18 protein-coding genes are annotated in these 19,126 nt (G+C 52.7%); 11 read left to right on the forward strand and 7 right to left on the reverse strand.

Annotated elements, in window-relative coordinates; all coding sequences use genetic code 11:
- Positions 1-85: 85 nt before the first annotated feature.
- Entirely contained in the window at positions 86-610 is a 525-nt protein-coding gene (mobB, locus tag ACE38U_RS18885) for a molybdopterin-guanine dinucleotide biosynthesis protein MobB (RefSeq protein ID WP_375530350.1), read from the reverse strand.
- Entirely contained in the window at positions 592-1,251 is a 660-nt protein-coding gene (gene mobA, locus ACE38U_RS18890) for a molybdenum cofactor guanylyltransferase MobA (protein ID WP_375530351.1), read from the reverse strand. The genes mobB and mobA overlap by 19 nt, the downstream gene beginning before the upstream one ends.
- Here mobA and ACE38U_RS18895 point away from each other — a divergent pair.
- From ACE38U_RS18895 to dsbA, 3 genes are all read left to right on the forward strand, one after another.
- On the forward strand, positions 1,250-1,519 hold the full coding sequence (locus ACE38U_RS18895) for a YihD family protein (protein WP_038477260.1): 270 nt from the start codon (positions 1,250-1,252) through the stop codon (positions 1,517-1,519). The genes mobA and ACE38U_RS18895 overlap by 2 nt on opposite strands.
- Before the next feature lie 75 nt (positions 1,520-1,594).
- On the forward strand, positions 1,595-2,581 hold the full coding sequence (locus tag ACE38U_RS18900; RefSeq protein WP_038477257.1) for a serine/threonine protein kinase: 987 nt from the start codon (positions 1,595-1,597) through the stop codon (positions 2,579-2,581).
- 27 nt (positions 2,582-2,608) lie between these two features.
- On the forward strand, positions 2,609-3,232 hold the full coding sequence (gene dsbA, locus ACE38U_RS18905; protein WP_038477254.1) for a thiol:disulfide interchange protein DsbA: 624 nt from the start codon (positions 2,609-2,611) through the stop codon (positions 3,230-3,232).
- 16 nt (positions 3,233-3,248) lie between these two features.
- Here the strand turns inward: dsbA and yihG are convergent, their stop codons facing one another.
- On the reverse strand, positions 3,249-4,157 hold the full coding sequence (gene yihG, locus ACE38U_RS18910) for a 1-acylglycerol-3-phosphate O-acyltransferase, YihG family (protein WP_375530352.1): 909 nt from the start codon (positions 4,155-4,157) through the stop codon (positions 3,249-3,251).
- Positions 4,158-4,606: 449 nt separating this feature from the next.
- On the opposite strand from yihG, the gene polA reads away from it, so the two are divergent.
- A complete protein-coding gene (gene polA / locus ACE38U_RS18915; RefSeq protein WP_375530353.1) occupies positions 4,607-7,393 on the forward strand; it encodes a DNA polymerase I in 2,787 nt (928 codons plus the stop codon).
- Positions 7,394-7,557: 164 nt separating this feature from the next.
- Complete coding sequence (gene spfP, locus ACE38U_RS22440; RefSeq protein ID WP_071892919.1) at positions 7,558-7,605, forward strand: small protein SpfP; 48 nt, start codon at positions 7,558-7,560, stop codon at positions 7,603-7,605.
- Positions 7,606-7,740: 135 nt separating this feature from the next.
- On the opposite strand, the gene yihA is transcribed toward spfP, so the two are convergent.
- Complete coding sequence (gene yihA / locus ACE38U_RS18920) at positions 7,741-8,376, reverse strand: ribosome biogenesis GTP-binding protein YihA/YsxC (RefSeq protein WP_038477245.1); 636 nt, start codon at positions 8,374-8,376, stop codon at positions 7,741-7,743.
- A gap of 195 nt (positions 8,377-8,571) precedes the next feature.
- Here yihA and yihI point away from each other — a divergent pair, with 195 nt between their 5' ends.
- Together yihI and hemN are read left to right on the forward strand one after the other, a co-directional pair.
- Entirely contained in the window at positions 8,572-9,087 is a 516-nt protein-coding gene (yihI, locus tag ACE38U_RS18925) for a Der GTPase-activating protein YihI (protein ID WP_038477242.1), read from the forward strand.
- A gap of 190 nt (positions 9,088-9,277) precedes the next feature.
- The gene (gene hemN, locus ACE38U_RS18930; RefSeq protein WP_375530354.1) at positions 9,278-10,651 is read left to right on the forward strand and encodes an oxygen-independent coproporphyrinogen III oxidase; all 1,374 of its coding nucleotides are present in this window, start codon (positions 9,278-9,280) and stop codon (positions 10,649-10,651) included.
- Between the two features lie 46 nt (positions 10,652-10,697).
- Here hemN and glnG read toward each other — a convergent pair whose 3' ends face one another.
- From glnG to glnA, 3 genes are all read right to left on the reverse strand, one after another.
- A complete protein-coding gene (gene glnG, locus ACE38U_RS18935) occupies positions 10,698-12,113 on the reverse strand; it encodes a nitrogen regulation protein NR(I) (RefSeq protein ID WP_038477237.1) in 1,416 nt (471 codons plus the stop codon).
- Between the two features lie 8 nt (positions 12,114-12,121).
- Positions 12,122-13,171, reverse strand: coding sequence for a nitrogen regulation protein NR(II) (glnL, locus tag ACE38U_RS18940; protein ID WP_038477234.1), 1,050 nt, complete (start codon positions 13,169-13,171; stop codon positions 12,122-12,124).
- Positions 13,172-13,431: 260 nt separating this feature from the next.
- Positions 13,432-14,841 (reverse strand): glutamate--ammonia ligase, encoded by a 1,410-nt coding sequence (gene glnA / locus ACE38U_RS18945; protein WP_038477231.1) that lies wholly within the window; start codon positions 14,839-14,841, stop codon positions 13,432-13,434.
- A 376-nt stretch (positions 14,842-15,217) separates the two neighbouring features.
- Here glnA and typA point away from each other — a divergent pair, with 376 nt between their 5' ends.
- The 4 genes from typA to dtd all read left to right on the forward strand — a co-directional run bounded on the left by typA (position 15,218) and on the right by dtd (position 19,094).
- Entirely contained in the window at positions 15,218-17,044 is a 1,827-nt protein-coding gene (gene typA / locus ACE38U_RS18950) for a ribosome-dependent GTPase TypA (RefSeq protein WP_008457395.1), read from the forward strand.
- A 150-nt stretch (positions 17,045-17,194) separates the two neighbouring features.
- Complete coding sequence (gene yihX / locus ACE38U_RS18955; RefSeq protein ID WP_176982980.1) at positions 17,195-17,791, forward strand: glucose-1-phosphatase; 597 nt, start codon at positions 17,195-17,197, stop codon at positions 17,789-17,791.
- Positions 17,788-18,660: a virulence factor BrkB family protein gene (locus ACE38U_RS18960; RefSeq protein ID WP_038477223.1), complete on the forward strand. Its 873-nt coding sequence runs from the start codon at positions 17,788-17,790 to the stop codon at positions 18,658-18,660. Before yihX ends, ACE38U_RS18960 begins: the two co-directional genes overlap by 4 nt.
- Positions 18,657-19,094 carry a D-aminoacyl-tRNA deacylase gene (gene dtd, locus ACE38U_RS18965; protein ID WP_038477220.1) on the forward strand — a complete coding sequence of 146 codons (438 nt, stop codon included), beginning with the start codon at positions 18,657-18,659 and terminating at the stop codon, positions 19,092-19,094. The genes ACE38U_RS18960 and dtd overlap by 4 nt, the downstream gene beginning before the upstream one ends.
- The last annotated feature ends 32 nt before the right edge of the window (positions 19,095-19,126 follow it).

Genomic DNA, 19,126 nt, shown 5'->3' on the forward strand with positions numbered 1-19,126 from the left:
AAAACAGAAAACCTCAGCCTGACGGCTGGGGTTTTTTGCTTTTTACAGATTAAAAAAACGCCGCAAGCGGCATCTTTTCAGCTCGTTATTGCTGTTTTATCCATTCATAGATGAAATCAGCAATCCCTTCTGCATTATTAATATCCAATACGGGTACGGAAATGGTCAAAGGTACGTTACTGGCTACAGCGATAACACAGGGATCGATCTCTAATTCTTCCGCTTTATGACCCGTTTCCTGTCTGAACAGCAGGATTTTTGCCACCGGCTCGTGTTTGAAACCCTCGACAAGAATAAGATCCAACCTGCTGCTGTCCATCCTTGAGGCAAGGTAATGTAGATCCAGGTCAGGTATTTCGGGCGTTTCCGTCATTAGTGCCCAACGCTTCTGGCTGGCGACGATGGTTTGCGCTGCGCCAGCTTTGCGTAGCTCATAGCTATCCTTACCCGGTTTATCCACATCCATATCATGATGCGTATGTTTGATAAGTCCTGGCCTGATGCCTTTCTCCAGCAAAAGTGGGATCAGCTGCTTCAGTAACGTGGTTTTTCCTGTACCGCTCCAGGCCGCAATAGCCAATAAAGGCGGTACTATCCTTTTTTCTGCCATCGTGAAAGCTCATCAAGAGTATTTATGTTGGTGAAACAGTCCGCCAGGCCATCAAAAGAGACTGCATGCCCGCCGGTGCTCAATAAAAACTGCATCACTCGTCTTTCGCCTGCGTGCAAATATTCTGTTAGCGGCAAACAAAGGGAACGATGAAGTAGTGCAACGCCAGGGTGATCCCGTTGGCCGTCATTTACCCAGGTTGCCGGCGCATTTTCACGCGCCTGCCAGAGTCTTGATGCCAGATCTTCGGGTATATTAGGGGTGTCGCAAGGGCAGAATAACAGCCACTCGCTTTCCGTTTGTTCTATAACGGCTAACATACCGGCCAGCGGCCCCTGATAATCACTCATTGAATCCTGGATAACCGGAGCGCCACTTCGCTGATAGATCTCGAGGTTTCTGTTGGCGCTGATGACAACATCGCCTACCTGTAGCCTTAATGCGTTGAGGACGTGCTGGAAAAGTGGCTGGCCGTTAAGCAAGGCTAATCCTTTATCGCTGCCGCCCATTCTGCTTCCCCGGCCGCCGGCCAGCACAACGCCAGTTACCTCTGTTAATCGCTGCACGAATATCGCCTCTTTTAATGTGGGTTTGAGCCTGCTAACGTGTTGCCTTTCACATGTGATAAGGAACACCAACATGAAATGTAAGCGCCTGAACGAACTTCTTGAACTGCTTCAGCCAGCATGGCAGAAAGATCCAGATCTTAACCTGATACAATTCTTGCAGAAACTGGCTACGGAGTCAGGCTATCGCGGTGAGCTGACCGATCTGACTGACGATGTACTGATCTACCACCTTAAAATGCGTGATTCTGCAAAAGATGACGCTATTCCGGGTCTTAAAAAAGACTATGAGGAAGACTTTAAAACGGCTCTGTTGCGCGCACGTGGTGTGATTAAAGAGTAAAAGCTTGTAAGTCGAGACACTTAAGCGGTTTTGAAATGTTATCCTGAAGTATTCGTATTTACTCCGGTTGCCGGGATGACAGACAGCGCTTTTAATTTCCAGACTCTACATCCGGATACTATCCTCGATGCTCTTTTTGAACAGGGCATTCGGGTTGATTCGGGTTTGACGCCGTTAAACAGTTTTGAAAACCGCGTTTACCAATTCCAGGATGAAGATCGCCAACGGTTTGTGGTGAAGTTTTATCGTCCACATCGCTGGTCAGCGGCGCAAATTGAAGAAGAACATCAATTTGCGCTGGAGCTTCAGGCTGATGAAGTGCCTATGGCTGCTCCCCTCCGTTTTGCTGGAAACACACTCCTGCAGCATCAGGGGTTTATGTTTGCCGTGTTCCCAAGCCTGGGGGGGCGGCAGTATGAAACCGATAACCTCGACCAAATGGAATGGGTGGGTCGCTATCTTGGCCGCATTCATCAAACGGGTCGCCAGCAACTCTTTCAGCACCGCCCAACCTTTGGCCTGGATGAATATCTTTTTCAGCCGCGTGAGCTATTTGAAGACAGCAAGCTTATTCCCCGCGCCCTTAAGAAAGACTTTTTGACCGCAACAGATGCGTTGATCGACGAAGTAAAACTCACCTGGCACACCGATTTTGAATCACTTCGCCTGCACGGTGACTGCCATCCGGGTAACATTCTCTGGCGCGACGGGCCGCTGTTCGTTGATCTTGATGATGCTCGTAATGGTCCGGCCGTGCAGGATATCTGGATGTTGCTTAATGGCGATAAGCCCGAACAGCGCATGCAGTTAGAAACCATTATTGAAGCTTACGAAGAGTTTTCGACGTTTGATACCGGCGAACTAACCCTGATTGAACCGCTACGCGCTATGCGCATTGTTTATTATCTCGCGTGGCTGATGCGACGCTGGGATGACCCCGCATTCCCCCGAAATTTCCCCTGGTTTAGCGAGGAGGATTTCTGGAGAAGACAGACTGCAACCTTTACAGAGCAGGTCCGGGTTCTTCGAGAACCACCATTACAATTAACGCCAATGTATTAATCAGTAAAATTCAGGAGAGAGTTGATTATGAAGAAGATTTGGCTGGCGCTGGCGGGCATGATCCTGGCATTTAGCGCTTCTGCAGCACAGTTTACCGACGGTAAACAGTACGTCACCCTGGATAAACCGGTTGCCGGTGAGCCACAGGTATTAGAGTTTTTCTCATTCTACTGCCCGCACTGCTACCAGTTCGAACAGGTTCTTCATGTTTCTGATAACGTGAAGAAAAAGCTGCCGGAAGGCACCAAAATGACCAAGTACCACGTTGAGTTCCTGGGCCCATTGGGCAAAGATCTGACTCAGGCATGGGCAGTGGCTATGGCGCTGGGCGTGGAAGATAAAATTACGTCCCCAATGTTTGAAGCCGTTCAGAAAACTCAAACCGTGCAGAACGACGCAGACATCCGCAAGGTGTTTATCGATGCGGGCGTGAAGCCGGAAGAGTACGATGCGGCCTGGAACAGCTTCGTGGTCAAATCTCTGGTTGCTCAGCAAGAGAAAGCGGCAGCCGATCTTCAGCTGCAGGGCGTACCGGCCATGTTTGTTAACGGCAAATATCAGCTGAACATGCAGGGGATGGATACCAGCAGCATGGATATCTTCGTGCAGCAGTATGCTGACACGGTGAAATACCTGGTTGAGAAGAAATAAGATAAGAGAAAGCCGGTCACTGACCGGCTTTTTTTTCCTCGCCGTGCAGCGCTTCCAGCTGCTTATCTTTCTCGCTCCACAGCCTGTTTAGCCAGAGCTGGAAACGACGCTTAAAGTTTTTATCGTTTACATAATCCCCGTGCAGCTCCTCGGTAATCGGCACCAAAGAAACACGCACAACAATTTTCGTCATCTTTCCTGACAGCATATCGTAGAAAGGCAAACGGTCGTTTTCCGGGTAGCACAGCGTGACGTTCAGCATCTTGTCGAACTGCTTGCCCAGTACATTCATCGCCATTGCAATACCGGCTGCTTTTGGTGCTAACAGATAGTTAAACGGCGAACGAGTCTGAGACTTTTTCTCTGCGGTGAAGCGTGAACCCTCAACAAAATTCACAATCGTTGTTGGATGGGCACGAAACTTCATGCAGGAACGACGCGTGGTTTCAACATCTTTGCCGCGTCGCTCCGGATGGCGCAGCAAATAAGCTCGCGAGTAGCGTTTCATAAACGGCATATCCAGCGCCCAGCAGGCCAGTCCCATAAAGGGAACCCAGGCCAGCTGCTGTTTAAGGAAGTATTTGTTCATGGGGATATGTTTGCGGAACAGCACGCAAAGGATCACGATATCTGCCCAGCTTTGATGATTGCTGATTAACAAATACCAGTGCTTTTTGTTAAGTCCTTCCAGTCCCTCAACATCCCATTTTAAATAAGGATTGAGGCGCAGCAGCAGCGCGAGCCCTTCGCACCAGCAGTACATCATGAAATCAGCAAATACCGAGATTGAGCGCCAGATAACCGGCACGGGCAGCAGTAGCTTAACGATCCCGGCCATAATGATAGGCACAGAACAGGCGATCGTGACCAGAATAGCCAGTGCAACACTTAGCACTAATGTGATCGCGGCGAGTAATCTCGACATAGGTAATTTTTTTTGCAGGTTAAGTGAGTGTGGATCGCTGGTATTAACGGCAATAAGAGGCGGATTTTATCAGAAAACCTAAAATGACGACTCGCCAAATGAACAGGATTTTCATGAATCGCATTTATGGGTAGAACAATGACTCGTCATTTATCACTCGTCTGAGTATATATCCACATCAAACGATCGTTAGTTAATTCACTAAGGCTAAACAATCATGCTGTTAACTTACTGAAATTAAAATGCATTTAATATGATAAGAATAAAAATAATTTCGTGAAATTAGTTAGTTAAAAATATATACACAAAGTTATCCACAGATTTGATCTTGCGCAGGATCTCCCGATCCAGGAATTCTTTTCAGCATATTGCGCCCAATAGTTCATGTTTTTGGCCTGGCTATGGCATCCTTGAACAATAAATTAATCACAGGCATGGAACGGAACATTATGGTCCAGATCGCAGACAACCCGCTTATCCTCGTTGATGGCTCTTCCTATCTTTATCGGGCATATCACGCCTTCCCACCGCTGACGAACAGCCGTGGCGAGCCAACGGGGGCGATGTACGGCGTGCTGAACATGCTGCGTAGCCTGATTTTGCAGTATCAGCCAACGCACGCGGCCGTGGTGTTTGATGCCAAAGGCAAAACGTTCCGTGATGAGCTTTTTGAGCACTATAAATCGCACCGCCCGCCGATGCCGGACGATTTAAGAGCGCAGATTGAGCCGCTGCACGCGATGGTGAAAGCGATGGGACTGCCGCTGCTGGCGGTGTCCGGCGTTGAGGCCGATGACGTTATCGGGACGCTGGCGCTGGAGGCTGAAAAGGTCGGTCGCCCGGTGCTTATCAGTACCGGCGATAAAGACATGGCACAGCTGGTGACGCCTGGCGTTACGCTGATTAATACCATGACTAACACCATTCTTGGGCCGGAAGAAGTGCAGACAAAGTACGGCGTGCCGCCGGAACTGATTATCGACTTCCTGGCGCTAATGGGCGACTCCTCCGATAACATCCCTGGCGTGCCGGGCGTCGGTGAGAAAACGGCGCAGGCGCTGCTACAGGGCCTTGGTGGTCTGGATACGCTTTATGCCAACCCGGAAAAAATCGCAGAGCTTTCCTTCCGCGGTGCGAAAACTATGGCTGCCAAGCTGGAGAAAAGCAAAGAGCTGGCTTACCTGTCCTACAAACTGGCTACCATTAAAACCGACGTTGAGCTGGAGTTGGGCTGCGAGCAGCTTGAGATTCAGCAGCCGGCGGCGGACGAACTATTGGGCCTCTTTAAGCAGTATGAATTCAAACGCTGGGTAACCGACGTAGAAGCCGGCAAGTGGATGCAGGCTAAAGGCGCTAAACCGGCAGCACAGCCGCACAAAGCCGCCGAGGTTGAAGCCGAACCCGAAGCGCCAGCCAGCCAGCTCTCCTATGACAACTACGTCACTATCCTCGATGAGAAAGTGCTGGTTGAATGGATTGAACGGCTGAAAAAAGCGCCGCTCTTTGCGTTTGATACCGAAACCGACAGCCTGGATAACGTCAGCGCGAACCTGGTGGGGCTTTCCTTCGCCACGGAACCGGGCGTCGCCTGTTACATCCCGGTTGCTCATGATTACCTCGATGCGCCAGATCAGATCTCGCGCGAACGAGCGCTTGAGCTGCTTAAGCCGCTGCTGGAAGATGATAAAGCGCTGAAGGTAGGCCAGAACCTGAAATATGACCGTGGCATCATGCAGAACTATGGCATTGAGCTGCGTGGTATTGCTTTTGACACCATGCTGGAGTCCTACACGCTGGACAGCGTAGCGGGCCGGCACGACATGGACAGCCTTGCCGATCGCTGGCTGAAGCACCAAACCATCTCCTTTGAAGAGATTGCCGGCAAAGGCAAAAAACAGCTGACCTTTAACCAGATCGATCTGGAAACGGCCGGGCGTTATGCGGCAGAAGATGCAGACGTAACGCTGCAGCTGCACCTGAAAATGTGGCCGAAGCTTGAGCAGACCGAAGGTCCGCTGAACATCTTTAAAAACGTCGAAATGCCTCTGGTACCGGTGATTTCACGCATTGAACGCAACGGCGTTAAAATTGACCCGACTATTTTGCACACGCATTCCGTCGAGCTGACCAAACGCCTTGCCGAGCTTGAGCTTAAGGCCCATGACATTGCCGGCGAGGAATTTAATCTCTCTTCGACTAAGCAGCTGCAAACGATTCTGTTTGAAAAGCAGGGCATTAAGCCGCTGAAGAAAACGCCAGGCGGTGCACCGTCAACCTCCGAAGAGGTACTTGAAGAGCTGGCGCTGGATTACCCGCTGCCTAAGGTGATTCTGGAATACCGCGGCCTTGCGAAGCTGAAATCCACCTATACCGACAAACTGCCGCTGATGATTAGCCCGATAACCGGACGCGTACATACGTCTTATCATCAGGCGGTAACGGCGACCGGTCGCCTGTCTTCTACCGACCCTAACCTGCAGAACATCCCGGTTCGTAACGATGAAGGTCGCCGTATTCGCCAGGCCTTTATTGCGCCTGAAGACTACGTGATCCTTTCTGCGGACTACTCGCAAATTGAACTGCGCATCATGGCTCATCTTTCCCGCGATAAAGGCTTGCTAAGCGCCTTTGCCGAAGGAAAAGACATCCACCGTGCCACTGCGGCAGAAGTCTTTGGCCTGCCGCTTGAAAGCGTTACCGGCGAGCAGCGCCGCAGCGCGAAGGCGATTAACTTTGGTCTGATCTACGGAATGAGCGCCTTTGGCCTTTCCCGCCAGCTCAACATTCCACGTAAAGAGTCCCAAAAGTACATGGATCTCTACTTCGAGCGTTACCCGGGCGTGCTGGAGTATATGGAGCGTACGCGTGCTCAGGCGAAAGATCGGGGCTATGTAGAAACGCTGGATGGCCGCCGCCTCTATCTGCCGGATATCAATTCCAGCAATGGCGCTCGCCGTGCCGGGGCAGAACGTGCCGCGATCAACGCCCCGATGCAGGGAACCGCCGCTGACATCATCAAGCGCGCGATGATTGCCGTCGATGCCTGGCTGGAGACGGATAAACCACGGGTGAAAATGATCATGCAGGTTCACGATGAACTGGTATTCGAAGTGCACAAAGAGGACGTGGAAGCGGTGTCTGAAAAGGTGCATGAGCTTATGGAAAACAGCATGAAGCTCGACGTGCCGCTGCTGGTGGAAGTGGGTAGCGGTAAGAACTGGGATGAGGCGCATTAATACTCAATGCTCAGGTCATGTTTTTGTAACTAAGCAACATAAGTCATAGCTTTTTGTGATGATGCTTCAAGAATGTGATGCAAAAAGTGAAAAAAAACTACAAAAAATGCTTTTTTGAGCGATTAAAAAGGAGTAGAGTTATTCGCGTAGGGTACAGAGGTAAGATGTTCTATCTTTCAGACCTTTTACTTCACGTAATCGGATTTGGCTGAATATTTAGCCGCCCCAGTCAGAAATGACTGGGGCGTTTTTTATTGCGCGAAACAAAAGAAAAACGCGGCCTGGGCCGCGTATTGGACTGATGACAAGCCCCGAGCAAATCGGATATGCCAGAGAACGTGTTTTAATTACTCTTCAGCCGCTTCTTCTTCCACCGCCGGTGGCAGATCGTTGTACCAGCTATCCAGCTTCAGGCGCAGTTTATCGACGCCGGTTTTCTTCAGGGAAGAGAACGCTTCAACCTCGATATTCCCGCCAAACGCCAGAACCGCCTCGCGCACCATATTCAGCTGCGCTTTACGTGCGCCTGAAGCCAGCTTGTCGGCTTTGGTCAGCAGCAGCATCACTTCGATATTACTGGCTACGGCCCACTGAATCATCTGCTGGTCGAGATCTTTCAGCGGATGACGAATATCCATCAGCACGACCAGGCCTTTCAGGCTGTTACGCTTTTGCAGGTATTCACCCAGCGCGCGCTGCCACTTGTGCTTCACCTCTTCAGGGACTTCGGCATAGCCGTAGCCCGGTAAATCCACCAGGCGTTTGCCTTCGGCAACTTCGAACAGGTTGATAAGCTGGGTACGACCAGGGGTTTTACTGGTGCGAGCCAGGCCTTTCTGGTTGGTCAGCGTGTTCAGCGAGCTGGACTTACCCGCGTTAGAGCGGCCTGCGAAAGCAACCTCAATACCGGTATCAGAAGGCAGATGGCGAATGTCCGGTGCGCTGAGCACGAACTTAGTCAGTTGATAGTTCCAGTTTTTCAAAACGGTTGTCTCCGTCAGGTAAGCATTTGCCGGGGATTATACCTGAACGAGCGAAAAACGCCGTGTTTCTCGCCAGAAGAGAAACTTAATGAAGAAAATAAGGGTTGGTTAACCTGTCGCCTTTTTTCTTTGCTTGCTTTCTGCTAGATTCCGCCGCAATTCTATACTGAATAAAATGGCTTAAGACGACTTATCATGAAGCAACAAAACTCTGCACCACAAGGTAAAAAACCGGCAAAAGCACGCCGCAAATCGCGCGAAGAGATTGACCAGGAAGCGCGTGAGCGCAAGCGCCAGAAAAAACACAGTGGCCACGCAGCGGGTAGCCGCGCTAACGGCGAAAGCCAGGCAAAAGGCGGTAAGTCCTCGGGTCAGGCGAAAGACCCGCGCATTGGCAGTAAAAAACCAATTCAACTGGGCGTAACCGATGCAGCACCGGTCGCTAAACAGCACAAACCTAAGAGCGAGAAACCTATGCTAACACCACAGGCTGAGCTGGATATGCTGGAAAACGATGAGCGCCTGGATGGGCTGCTGGAGCGTCTGGAAGCAGGCGAAACCCTGAGCAAAGAAGAGCAGTCCTGGGTTGATGCGAAGCTCGATCGTATCGACGCGTTGATGGCTGAACTCGGCATCGCCTGGGAAGACGATGAAGAGGAAGAAGAAGAAAAAGCTGACGATTTAATGCGTCTGCTGAAGGGCGGTAACTGACGCTTACTCCTATGGGATTACCTGTTCTTATTATGGTTATTCCGCTGGTGTGTTATCTGCTGTGGTTATTCGTTAAACTACGGCGGCTGTCGCGGCTGCAGAATTTGCTGCGGCGAAGGGTTATGGCTCGCGGAACGAGCGGGCCAGCTTCGCCTCGTCGGCGCCGGCGACAACACCGCAAGGAGTGAGTATGTCTGAGCAGTTAATCGACTGGGATCTGGCTCTGATCCAGAAATATAATTATTCAGGGCCGCGTTACACCTCTTATCCGACCGCGCTGGAGTTCTCAGAAGCTTTTGGCGAGGCGGAATTTTTGCAGGCGGTTGCCCGTTACCCGGAGCGCCCGCTGTCGCTCTACGTGCATATCCCGTTCTGCCACAAGCTTTGCTATTTCTGCGGCTGCAATAAAATTGTGACCCGCCAGCAGCATAAAGCCGATCAGTATCTCGATGCCCTGGAACAGGAAATCATCCACCGTGCGCCGCTGTTTGCTGGCCGTCACGTTAGCCAGCTGCACTGGGGCGGCGGGACGCCAACTTACCTGAGCAAAGCGCAAATCAGTCGCCTGATGACGCTGCTGCGCGGTAATTTCCGCTTTAACGACGACGCCGAACTGTCCATTGAAGTTGACCCGCGTGAAATCGAGCTGGACGTGCTCGATCATCTTCGGCAGGAAGGTTTTACCCGCCTCAGTATGGGCGTTCAGGACTTCAATAAAGAAGTGCAGCGTCTGGTTAACCGTGAGCAGGACGAAGAGTTTATTTTCGCGCTTATTCAACGTGCGCGAGAGCTGGGTTTTACTTCCACCAATATCGACCTGATTTACGGCCTGCCAAAGCAAACGCCGGAAAGCTTTGCCTTTACGCTCAAGCGTGTGGCAGAGCTAAGCCCGCATCGTCTGAGCGTTTTTAACTATGCGCACCTGCCGACGCTGTTTGCCGCCCAACGTAAGATCAAAGATGCTGACTTACCGAGCGCCCAGCAGAAGCTGGATATCCTGCAGGAAACCATCGCTTCGCTGACCGGCTCAGGCTATCAGTTTATCGGTATGGATCATTTTGCCCGCCCGGATGACGAACTGGCTATTGCCCAGCGTGAAGGCAAACTGCACCGCAATTTCCAGGGCTACACCACTCAGGGCGATACAGATTTGCTGGGGCTTGGCGTGTCGGCCATCAGCATGATTGGCGATTGCTACGCGCAGAACCAGAAAGAGCTGAAGTCTTATTATCAGCAGGTGGACGAGCAGGGCAATGCGCTGTGGCGCGGTCTGTCGTTAACGCGAGACGATTGTATTCGCCGCGACGTGATTAAGGCGCTGATCTGTAACTTCCAGCTTAATTTCGCTGAAATTGAGCAGGCATGGTCGCTGACGTTTGCTGACTACTTTGCAGAAGATTTGGGCCTGCTGGCTCCGCTGGCGAAAGATGGGCTGGTGGTGATAGACAGCAAGGGGATTCAGGTAACCGGCAAGGGGCGCCTGCTGATCCGCAATATCTGTATGTGCTTTGATACCTACCTGAGGCAAAAAGCGCGCCTGCAGCAGTTTTCGCGCGTGATATAAAAACGGCGGGCTTTAGCCCCGCCGTTATTTCAACCTTCGCAAAGCGCTATTCCATTCCCAGCTCTTTTAGCTTACGAGTCAGCGTGTTTCGCCCCCAGCCCAGCAGGCGAGCCGCTTCTTGTTTATGTCCCTGAGTGTGTCGTAGCGCGGTGGTTAACAACGTGCGCTCCATTTCCGGCTGAGCTTCTGAAAGCAGATCCTGATGCCCGGAACGTAGCGCCCGTTCCGCCCACTGTGCCAGCAGCATTGCCCAGCTGTCAGGGTTGGTCTGCGTAACCCCGCCGCTTTCGGTTACCGTCGTTTCAAACAGCTCGCTCGGGAGATCCTGAATAAGCACTTCCTGACCCGCCGCCATCACCGTCAGCCAGCGACAGGTGTTTTCCAGCTGGCGCACGTTGCCGGGCCAGGCCAGGCGCGTTAAGGCATTTTCCGTTTCCGGATGCAGCAGTTTTGCTTCAACGCCCAGCTCGCGTGCGGCAACCTGCAGGAAGTGTCGTGACAGGCGAGGAATATCTTCCCGGCGTTCACGCAGAGGCGGCAGGTGTACACGGATCACGTTCAGGCGGTGGAACAAGTCTTCACGGAACTTCCCTTCCTGCACCCGTAGCTCGAGGTTCTGATGGGTTGCGGCAATAATACGCACATCGACTTTAACGGCCGCGTAGCCGCCAACGCGATAAAACTGGCCGTCGGCCAGCACGCGGAGCAGCCGGGTCTGTACGTCCAGGGGCATGTCGCCTATTTCATCGAGAAACAGCGTGCCGCCGTCGGCCTGTTCAAAACGGCCCTGGCGAATCTGGTTGGCGCCGGTGAAAGCACCTTTCTCATGGCCAAACAGCTCTGACTCGATTAAATCTTTGGGAATAGCCGCCATATTAAGCGCGATAAACGGCGATTTAGCCCGCGGGCTATGGCGATGCAGGGCATGCGCCACAAGCTCTTTACCGGTACCAGATTCGCCGTTAATCAGTACGCTGATGGACGAACGCGACAGGCGGCCAATAATACGAAACACGTCCTGCATCGCCGGGGCTTCGCCGATGATGTCGGTCGTTGGCCCGTTGTCCGGCGCATTACGCGGCTGCTGCTGCTCCTGATAGTGGCTGATGGCGCGTTCAACCAGCGCCACCGCCTCGTCGATATCAAACGGTTTTGGCAGATAGTCAAAAGCACCCTGTTGATAGGCGCTAACGGCAGCGTCTAAATCCGAATGGGCAGTCATTATGATGACCGGCAGCATAGGATGGCGCTGTTTAATCTGCTTTAGCAGGGCAAGACCGTCCATGCCGGGCATACGAATATCCGACAGCAGCACGTCCGGGGTTTTGGTCGCCAGGGCGTCCAGCACCTCATTGCCGTTTTCAAAGGTGGTGCAGATCAACCCGGCTCCGGTTAACGCGCGCTCCAGTACCCAGCGGATGGAGCTATCGTCGTCAACGACCCAAACTATCCCTCGTTGCATAAAGACCTCTACTTCCGAATAGGCAGGTAAACCGAAAATTCGGTATGACCAGGCCAGCTGTTGAATTCGATTTTCCCCGAATGCTGGTCGATAAGGCTACGCGCTATGGAAAGACCAAGCCCGGTGCCACCTTCTCGCCCGCTGACCATCGGGTAGAACAACGTGTCCTGCAAATGTGCCGGGATACCCGGGCCGTTATCTTCAACGTCTATGCGTGCTGCAAGACGATAGCGCGAGCCGTGAAGCGTCAGCTGGAAAGCCGTGCGGGTGCGTAAGATAATCTCACCGCCTTCACTACCCAGCGCCTGCAGCGCATTGCGAACGATATTCAGTAAAACCTGCTCTATCTGGTCCGGATCGTGAGCAAACTCCGGCAAACTTGGATCGTAATCCCGCACAAGAGTCACGTTGTCCGGCAGCTCCATCGACACCAGCGTCACCACGCGCTCGGCAACTTTGTGAATGCTTTCGGTGACGTGCATCCCCGGCTGCTGTGGGCCTAACAGGCGGTCGACCAGATTTCTTAAACGGTCAGCCTGTTCAATAATCACTTTGGTGTATTCAGTCAGCGACGGGTCCGGCAATGCTTTACTCAGCAGCTGGGCCGCCCCCCGCAGCCCACCAAGCGGGTTTTTAATTTCATGCGCCAGCCCGCGGACTAAGTCTCTGGCGGCAATCTGCTGCGCATGCTGCAGCTGTTCCTGGCTCAGTCGACGCTGATTATCCATCGGCGCCATTTCCATCAGGATGTACCCTTCCGGCAGCTTTTGCGCCGTCAGGGAGAGAATGTGCGATCGGCCATCAATGACCAGCGTAACCTCGTTGTCGGTAAATCCCTGGCCCGCCATCAGGCTTTCCTGCATGACGCCAATGTTCAACGAGAAATAACTCAATAGATCCGGCAGAGGCGTGCCGTACAGCTTGCGTGAGCTCTGCGCCAGCAGTTGCTGAGCCGCAGGGTTGGCGTAATGTACCGCCAGCTCGTCATCCACGAGCAGGATGCTGTTGATGAGAGAATTCAGAATCTGCCCAGCATCGGGCAGCGCGCCAGTTGCCATACAGCAGTCTCCGTGCACCGTTTTAGTGCATTATAGTCTTTGGGTGACAAAAAACAGCGTCACAGGGGATTCCGGTGGAGAAAAAAGCCCATCCGGAGATGGGCCAAAGTTTCCACGGCAACAAAAAACTCCTAACGCCCTTCGCGCCACAGCTGCGTTGGCTGCCCTTACTCACCCTGGTCACATAGTTACCTATGCTTTCAGGGATTCACTCAGTTGCCGTCTTGCTGCAACGCGAAATTCGTTGGATTTCTAAATTATTAGACGCTGTAGTACAGCTCGAACTCTACCGGGTGCGGAGTCATGCGTACGCGGTCGTTTTCTTCGATACGCAGCGCGATGTAAGCATCGATAGCGTCGTTGGTGAATACGCCACCTGCGGTCAGGAACTCACGGTCTTCGTTCAGAGCGTTCAGTGCTTCTTCCAGAGAACCTGCAACCTGTGGGATCTCTTTCGCTTCTTCTGGCGGCAGGTCATACAGGTTTTTGTCCATGGCTTCGCCAGGGTGGATCTTGTTCTTAATACCGTCCAGGCCGGCCATCAGCAGCGCTGCGAAGCACAGGTATGGGTTCGCCGCTGGGTCCGGGAAGCGCACTTCGATACGACGTGCTTTTGGCGACGCAACAACCGGGATACGAATAGAAGCAGAACGGTTACGGGCAGAGTACGCCAGCATTACTGGTGCTTCGTAGCCTGGGACCAGACGCTTGTAGGAGTTAGTGGTTGGGTTCGCCAAGGCGTTGATCGCTTTAGCGTGTTTGATAACACCACCGATGTAGTACAGCGCTTGCTCAGACAGGCCTGCGTATTTGTCGCCGGAGAACAGGTTTACGCCGTTCTTGGACAGGGACATGTGGCAGTGCATACCAGAACCGTTATCGCCAAACATTGGTTTAGGCATAAAGGTCGCGGTTTTACCGTAGGCGTGAGCAACGTTGTGCACAACGTATTTGTAGATCTGAATTTCGTCAGCTTTTTTGGTCATGGTGTTGAAGCGGGTAGCCACTTCGTTCTGACCAGCGGTCGCTACTTCGTGGTGGTGAGCTTCAACAACCAGGCCCATCTGCTCCATGGTCAGACACATAGCAGAACGCAGATCCTGAGCGGAGTCGACCGGTGGAACCGGGAAGTAACCGCCTTTCACAGCAGGACGGTGGCCTTTGTTACCGCCTTCGTATTTGGTGCCGGTGTTCCATGCGCCTTCGATATCATCGATAGCAACGTGGGAGCCGGAGATAGAGCTGCCGAAACGAATGTCGTCGAACAGGAAGAATTCTGGCTCTGGCCCGAACAGAACGGTGTCTGCGATGCCGGTAGAGCGCAGGTAGTCTTCAGCGCGTTTTGCAATGGAACGCGGGTCACGGTCGTAGCCCTGCATGGTGCCTGGCTCGAGAATGTCGCAGCGGATAATCAGGGTAGAATCCGCGAAGAACGGGTCGATAACCGCCGTCGTTGGATCTGGCATCAGCACCATGTCGGATTCGTTGATACCTTTCCAGCCACCAATCGAGGAGCCGTCAAACATTTTGCCTTCTTCGAAGAAGTCAGCATTCACCTGATGAGCAGGGATAGTGACGTGCTGTTCTTTACCTTTAGTATCGGTAAAGCGCAGATCAACAAACTTTACTTCATGCTCATTCAGCATCGTCAAAACGTGTTCAGCGGACATACTTAAACTCTCCCGGATTGGTGTAGTCGTCGTGGTAACGAGGTAATCAAACACTTCTTAATGTGGCTTTTCGCCATAAAATGTTTAAAGCGAAATCTGTGCCAACTTTTAAATCACCCTAAAAAGGCGCTATCATGCGCACCATAGTGCAAAAGGGCTGCACCAGGATGAATATTTTGCACCAATATAGTGCTTCAGATTAAAACCTGAGCACCATATTGGTGCAATTTACGTTATAGCTCCCTTTTTAGCTCCGTGAAAGCGATCACAATCCCTTACTTTCTATATTGTTTGTAAAGGTTCTTTGTGATCCTGTTCTGTCCTTCGATTAATACGTGTACAATAACGCGCTATTTCTAATGCCTGAGGCAAAGTTGTGATCGAAAATCTGCGTAATATCGCCATCATCGCGCACGTTGACCATGGTAAAACTACCCTGGTTGATAAGCTGCTGCAGCAATCTGGTACTTTCAGTAACGAACGTGCTGAAGCCACTGAACGCGTGATGGACTCCAATGACCTGGAGAAAGAGCGTGGGATTACCATCCTCGCTAAAAACACCGCTATCAAATGGAATGACTATCGTATCAACATCGTTGATACCCCAGGACACGCCGACTTCGGTGGTGAAGTTGAGCGCGTAATGTCAATGGTTGACTCCGTTCTGCTGGTGGTTGATGCAATGGATGGCCCAATGCCGCAGACGCGCTTCGTAACCAAAAAGGCGTTTGCCCATGGTTTGAAGCCGATCGTGGTTATCAACAAAGTTGACCGCCCTGGCGCGCGTCCTGACTGGGTTGTTGATCAGGTCTTCGACCTGTTCGTTAACCTTGATGCGACCGACGAGCAGCTCGACTTCCCAATTATTTATGCATCCGCACTGAACGGCATCGCGGGCATGGATCACAATGATATGGCAGCGGACATGACTCCACTGTATCAGGCCATTGTCGATCGCGTACCGGCACCGAACGTTGACCTCGACGGTCCACTGCAGATGCAAATTTCCCAGCTGGACTACAACAACTACGTTGGCGTTATCGGCATCGGCCGCATCAAACGCGGCAAAGTGAAGCCAAACCAGCAGATCACTATCATTGATAGCGAAGGGAAAACCCGTAACGGTAAAGTCGGTAAAGTTCTGACCCACCTGGGCCTGGAGCGTATCGAGTCTACCGAAGCCGAAGCGGGCGATATCATCGCCATCACCGGCCTGGGCGAGCTGAACATCTCCGACACCATTTGCGACCCGCAAAATGTTGAAGCGCTGCCAGCGCTGTCCGTAGATGAGCCAACCGTTTCCATGTTCTTCAACGTAAATACCTCTCCGTTCTGCGGTAAAGAAGGTAAGTTCGTGACCTCTCGTCAGATTCTGGATCGTCTGAACAAAGAGCTGGTACACAACGTTGCGCTGCGTGTTGAAGAAACCGAAGATGCGGATGCATTCCGCGTATCCGGCCGTGGTGAGCTGCACCTCTCCGTTCTTATCGAAAACATGCGTCGTGAAGGTTTCGAGCTGGCGGTATCCCGTCCGAAAGTTATCTTCCGCGAAATCGACGGCCGTAAACAAGAGCCGTTCGAAAACGTAACGCTGGATATCGAAGAGCAGCATCAGGGTTCCGTGATGCAGGCGCTCGGCGAGCGTAAAGGCGACCTGAAAAACATGAATCCGGACGGCAAAGGCCGCGTGCGTCTTGACTACGTGATTCCAAGCCGTGGTCTGATTGGCTTCCGTAACGAATTCATGACCATGACCTCCGGTACCGGTCTGCTGTACTCCACCTTCAGCCACTATGACGATATCCGTCAGGGCGAAGTGGGCCAGCGTCAGAACGGCGTGCTGATCTCCAACGGTCAGGGTAAAGCGGTTGCGTTTGCTCTGTTCGGCCTGCAGGATCGCGGCAAGCTGTTCCTGGGCCACGGGGCTGAAGTTTACGAAGGCCAGATCATCGGTATTCACAGTCGTTCTAACGACCTGACCGTTAACTGCCTGACCGGTAAGAAGCTGACCAACATGCGTGCTTCCGGTACTGACGAAGCGACCACTCTGGTTCCTGCGCAGAAAATGACCCTGGAGCAAGCTCTGGAGTTCATCGATGACGACGAACTGGTAGAAGTGACTCCGCTGTCCGTGCGTATTCGTAAGCGCCACCTGACTGAAAACGACCGCAAACGTGCGGGTCGTGGTAGCAAAGAAGCGTAAGTTTCTTTTCTGCAGTCCATTGAAGCCCTACCTGCAAAGGTGGGGCTTTTTTTATTTTACCTCTCAGAATGCTCAACGTTGCTTTCCTCTGATAGTCAAAGCCAGCCTTTCCCGCTACAGTTATTTCTCCATGTCGGAAAGGAGGTGCGCATGCTGTATATCTTTGATTTAGGTAACGTCATCGTTGATATCGACTTTAATCGCGTACTGGGCGTCTGGAGCGATTACAGCCGGGTGCCGTTAGCCAACCTGCAGAAAAGTTTCGCGATGGGAGAAACCTTCCATCAGCACGAACGTGGGCAAATAACGGATGAAGTGTTTGCCGAACGCCTGTGCCATGAAATGGACGTTGCGCTGAGCTACGAGCAGTTTGCCGCGGGCTGGCAGGCCATTTTCGTTGGCCTGCGCAAAGAGACGATTGGCGTCATGCAAAAACTCCGCGAGCAGGGACATCGCGTCGTGGTCCTTTCCAATACCAACCGCCTGCACACCGGATTCTGGCCTGATGAATACCCGGAAGTGGCGCAATCGGCCGATAAAATCTATCTCTCCCAGGAAATGGGGATGCGCAAGCCGGACGCGGAAATCTACCTCAACGTGCTGCAGGAAGAAGGATTCTCTGCGGATCAGGCCGTGTTCTTCGATGACAACGCCGACAATATTCACGGCGCGCGGGCATTAGGTATTACCAGTATTCAGGTGCTCGACAAGCAGACCATTCCAGACTGGTTTGCTAAGCAGGGATGAGCAAAAGCGTGCCACGTAAAACTGCGCATCGTCTCAGGCCGCTCTGGGCCTGGGGCAAACTGCTGTGGCAGCGTATCGATCAGGACAACATGACGACGCTGGCAGGCAACCTCGCCTATGTGTCTTTGCTGTCACTGGTGCCGCTGGTGGCGGTCGTATTTGCGCTGTTCGCCGCGTTTCCGATGTTTGCCGATATCAGCGTTCAGCTGCGCCATTTTGTCTTTGCCAATTTTATGCCGGCCACCGGGGACGTGATTCAGCGCTACATCGAACAGTTTGTCGCCAACTCCAATAAAATGACGGCGGTGGGGGCTGTCGGGCTGATTGTGACCTCGCTGCTGCTGATGTATGCGGTAGACAGCGCGCTAAATACCATCTGGCGCAGCAAACGCGTGCGGCCAAAAGTGTATTCCTTTGCCATTTACTGGATGATCCTGACGCTCGGGCCACTTTTGGCCGGGGCAAGCCTGGCGATCAGCTCTTATCTCCTGTCTTTGCGCTGGGCTTCCGAACTGAACAGCATGCTGGATGAAGTGCTGCGCATTTTCCCTCTGCTGCTCTCCTGGCTTTCGTTTTGGCTGCTCTACAGCCTGGTGCCGACGACCAGCGTGCGGGCCAGGGACGCCATGATAGGCTCTCTGGTGGCCGCGTTGCTGTTTGAGCTGGGCAAGAAGGGGTTTGCCCTCTACATCACCATGTTCCCCTCTTACCAGCTGATTTACGGCGTGCTGGCGGTTATCCCCATATTATTTGTCTGGGTCTATTGGACCTGGTGTATTGTGTTGCTGGGGGCGGAAATCACCGCCTCGCTGGGCGACTACCGAAAATTACGACAAGCTGCAGAGCAGGAAGAACTGGAAGAACCATGATTGCATTAATTCAGCGCGTAACCCGTGCCAGCGTCACCGTGGAGGGTGAGGTGACGGGTGAAATTGGCCCCGGACTTTTGGTGTTGTTGGGTGTCGAAAAAGAAGATAACGAACAAAAAGCCAATCGCCTGTGCGAGCGCGTTCTGGGGTATCGAATCTTCAGCGACGAGCAGGGCAAGATGAACCTCAACGTTCAGCAGGCGGGCGGCAGCCTGCTGGTGGTGTCTCAGTTCACGCTGGCTGCGGACACTGAACGCGGCATGCGGCCGAGCTTCTCCGGTGGCGCGGCGCCACAGCAGGCTGAAGCTCTCTATGAGTACTTTGTCGGGCGCTGCAAGCAGCAGGGGATAGAAGCCCCCACCGGGCGATTTGCCGCCGATATGCAGGTTTCACTAATTAATGATGGGCCGGTGACGTTCTGGCTGCAGGTATAACCCTCGCCACCGGCCCGCGCAACGAGAGAGCA

Source organism: Cedecea selenatireducens (assembly GCF_042138895.1).
GTDB classification, from domain to species: Bacteria; Pseudomonadota; Gammaproteobacteria; order Enterobacterales; family Enterobacteriaceae; genus Cedecea; species Cedecea selenatireducens.

Coding starts and splice junctions, on each gene's coding strand:
- ACE38U_RS18900 (WP_038477257.1), top strand. CDS start 1,595: ATGACAGACAGCGCTTTTAATTTCCAGACTCTACATCCGGATACTATC.
- yihG (WP_375530352.1), bottom strand. CDS start 4,157: ATGTCGAGATTACTCGCCGCGATCACATTAGTGCTAAGTGTTGCACTG.
- polA (WP_375530353.1), top strand. CDS start 4,607: ATGGTCCAGATCGCAGACAACCCGCTTATCCTCGTTGATGGCTCTTCC.
- ACE38U_RS18960 (WP_038477223.1), top strand. CDS start 17,788: ATGAGCAAAAGCGTGCCACGTAAAACTGCGCATCGTCTCAGGCCGCTC.
- dtd (WP_038477220.1), top strand. CDS start 18,657: ATGATTGCATTAATTCAGCGCGTAACCCGTGCCAGCGTCACCGTGGAG.
- glnA (WP_038477231.1), bottom strand. CDS start 14,841: ATGTCCGCTGAACACGTTTTGACGATGCTGAATGAGCATGAAGTAAAG.
- dsbA (WP_038477254.1), top strand. CDS start 2,609: ATGAAGAAGATTTGGCTGGCGCTGGCGGGCATGATCCTGGCATTTAGC.
- glnL (WP_038477234.1), bottom strand. CDS start 13,171: ATGGCAACTGGCGCGCTGCCCGATGCTGGGCAGATTCTGAATTCTCTC.
- mobA (WP_375530351.1), bottom strand. CDS start 1,251: ATGTTGGTGTTCCTTATCACATGTGAAAGGCAACACGTTAGCAGGCTC.
- hemN (WP_375530354.1), top strand. CDS start 9,278: ATGTCTGAGCAGTTAATCGACTGGGATCTGGCTCTGATCCAGAAATAT.
- yihX (WP_176982980.1), top strand. CDS start 17,195: ATGCTGTATATCTTTGATTTAGGTAACGTCATCGTTGATATCGACTTT.
- yihI (WP_038477242.1), top strand. CDS start 8,572: ATGAAGCAACAAAACTCTGCACCACAAGGTAAAAAACCGGCAAAAGCA.
- ACE38U_RS18895 (WP_038477260.1), top strand. CDS start 1,250: ATGAAATGTAAGCGCCTGAACGAACTTCTTGAACTGCTTCAGCCAGCA.
- glnG (WP_038477237.1), bottom strand. CDS start 12,113: ATGCAACGAGGGATAGTTTGGGTCGTTGACGACGATAGCTCCATCCGC.
- mobB (WP_375530350.1), bottom strand. CDS start 610: ATGGCAGAAAAAAGGATAGTACCGCCTTTATTGGCTATTGCGGCCTGG.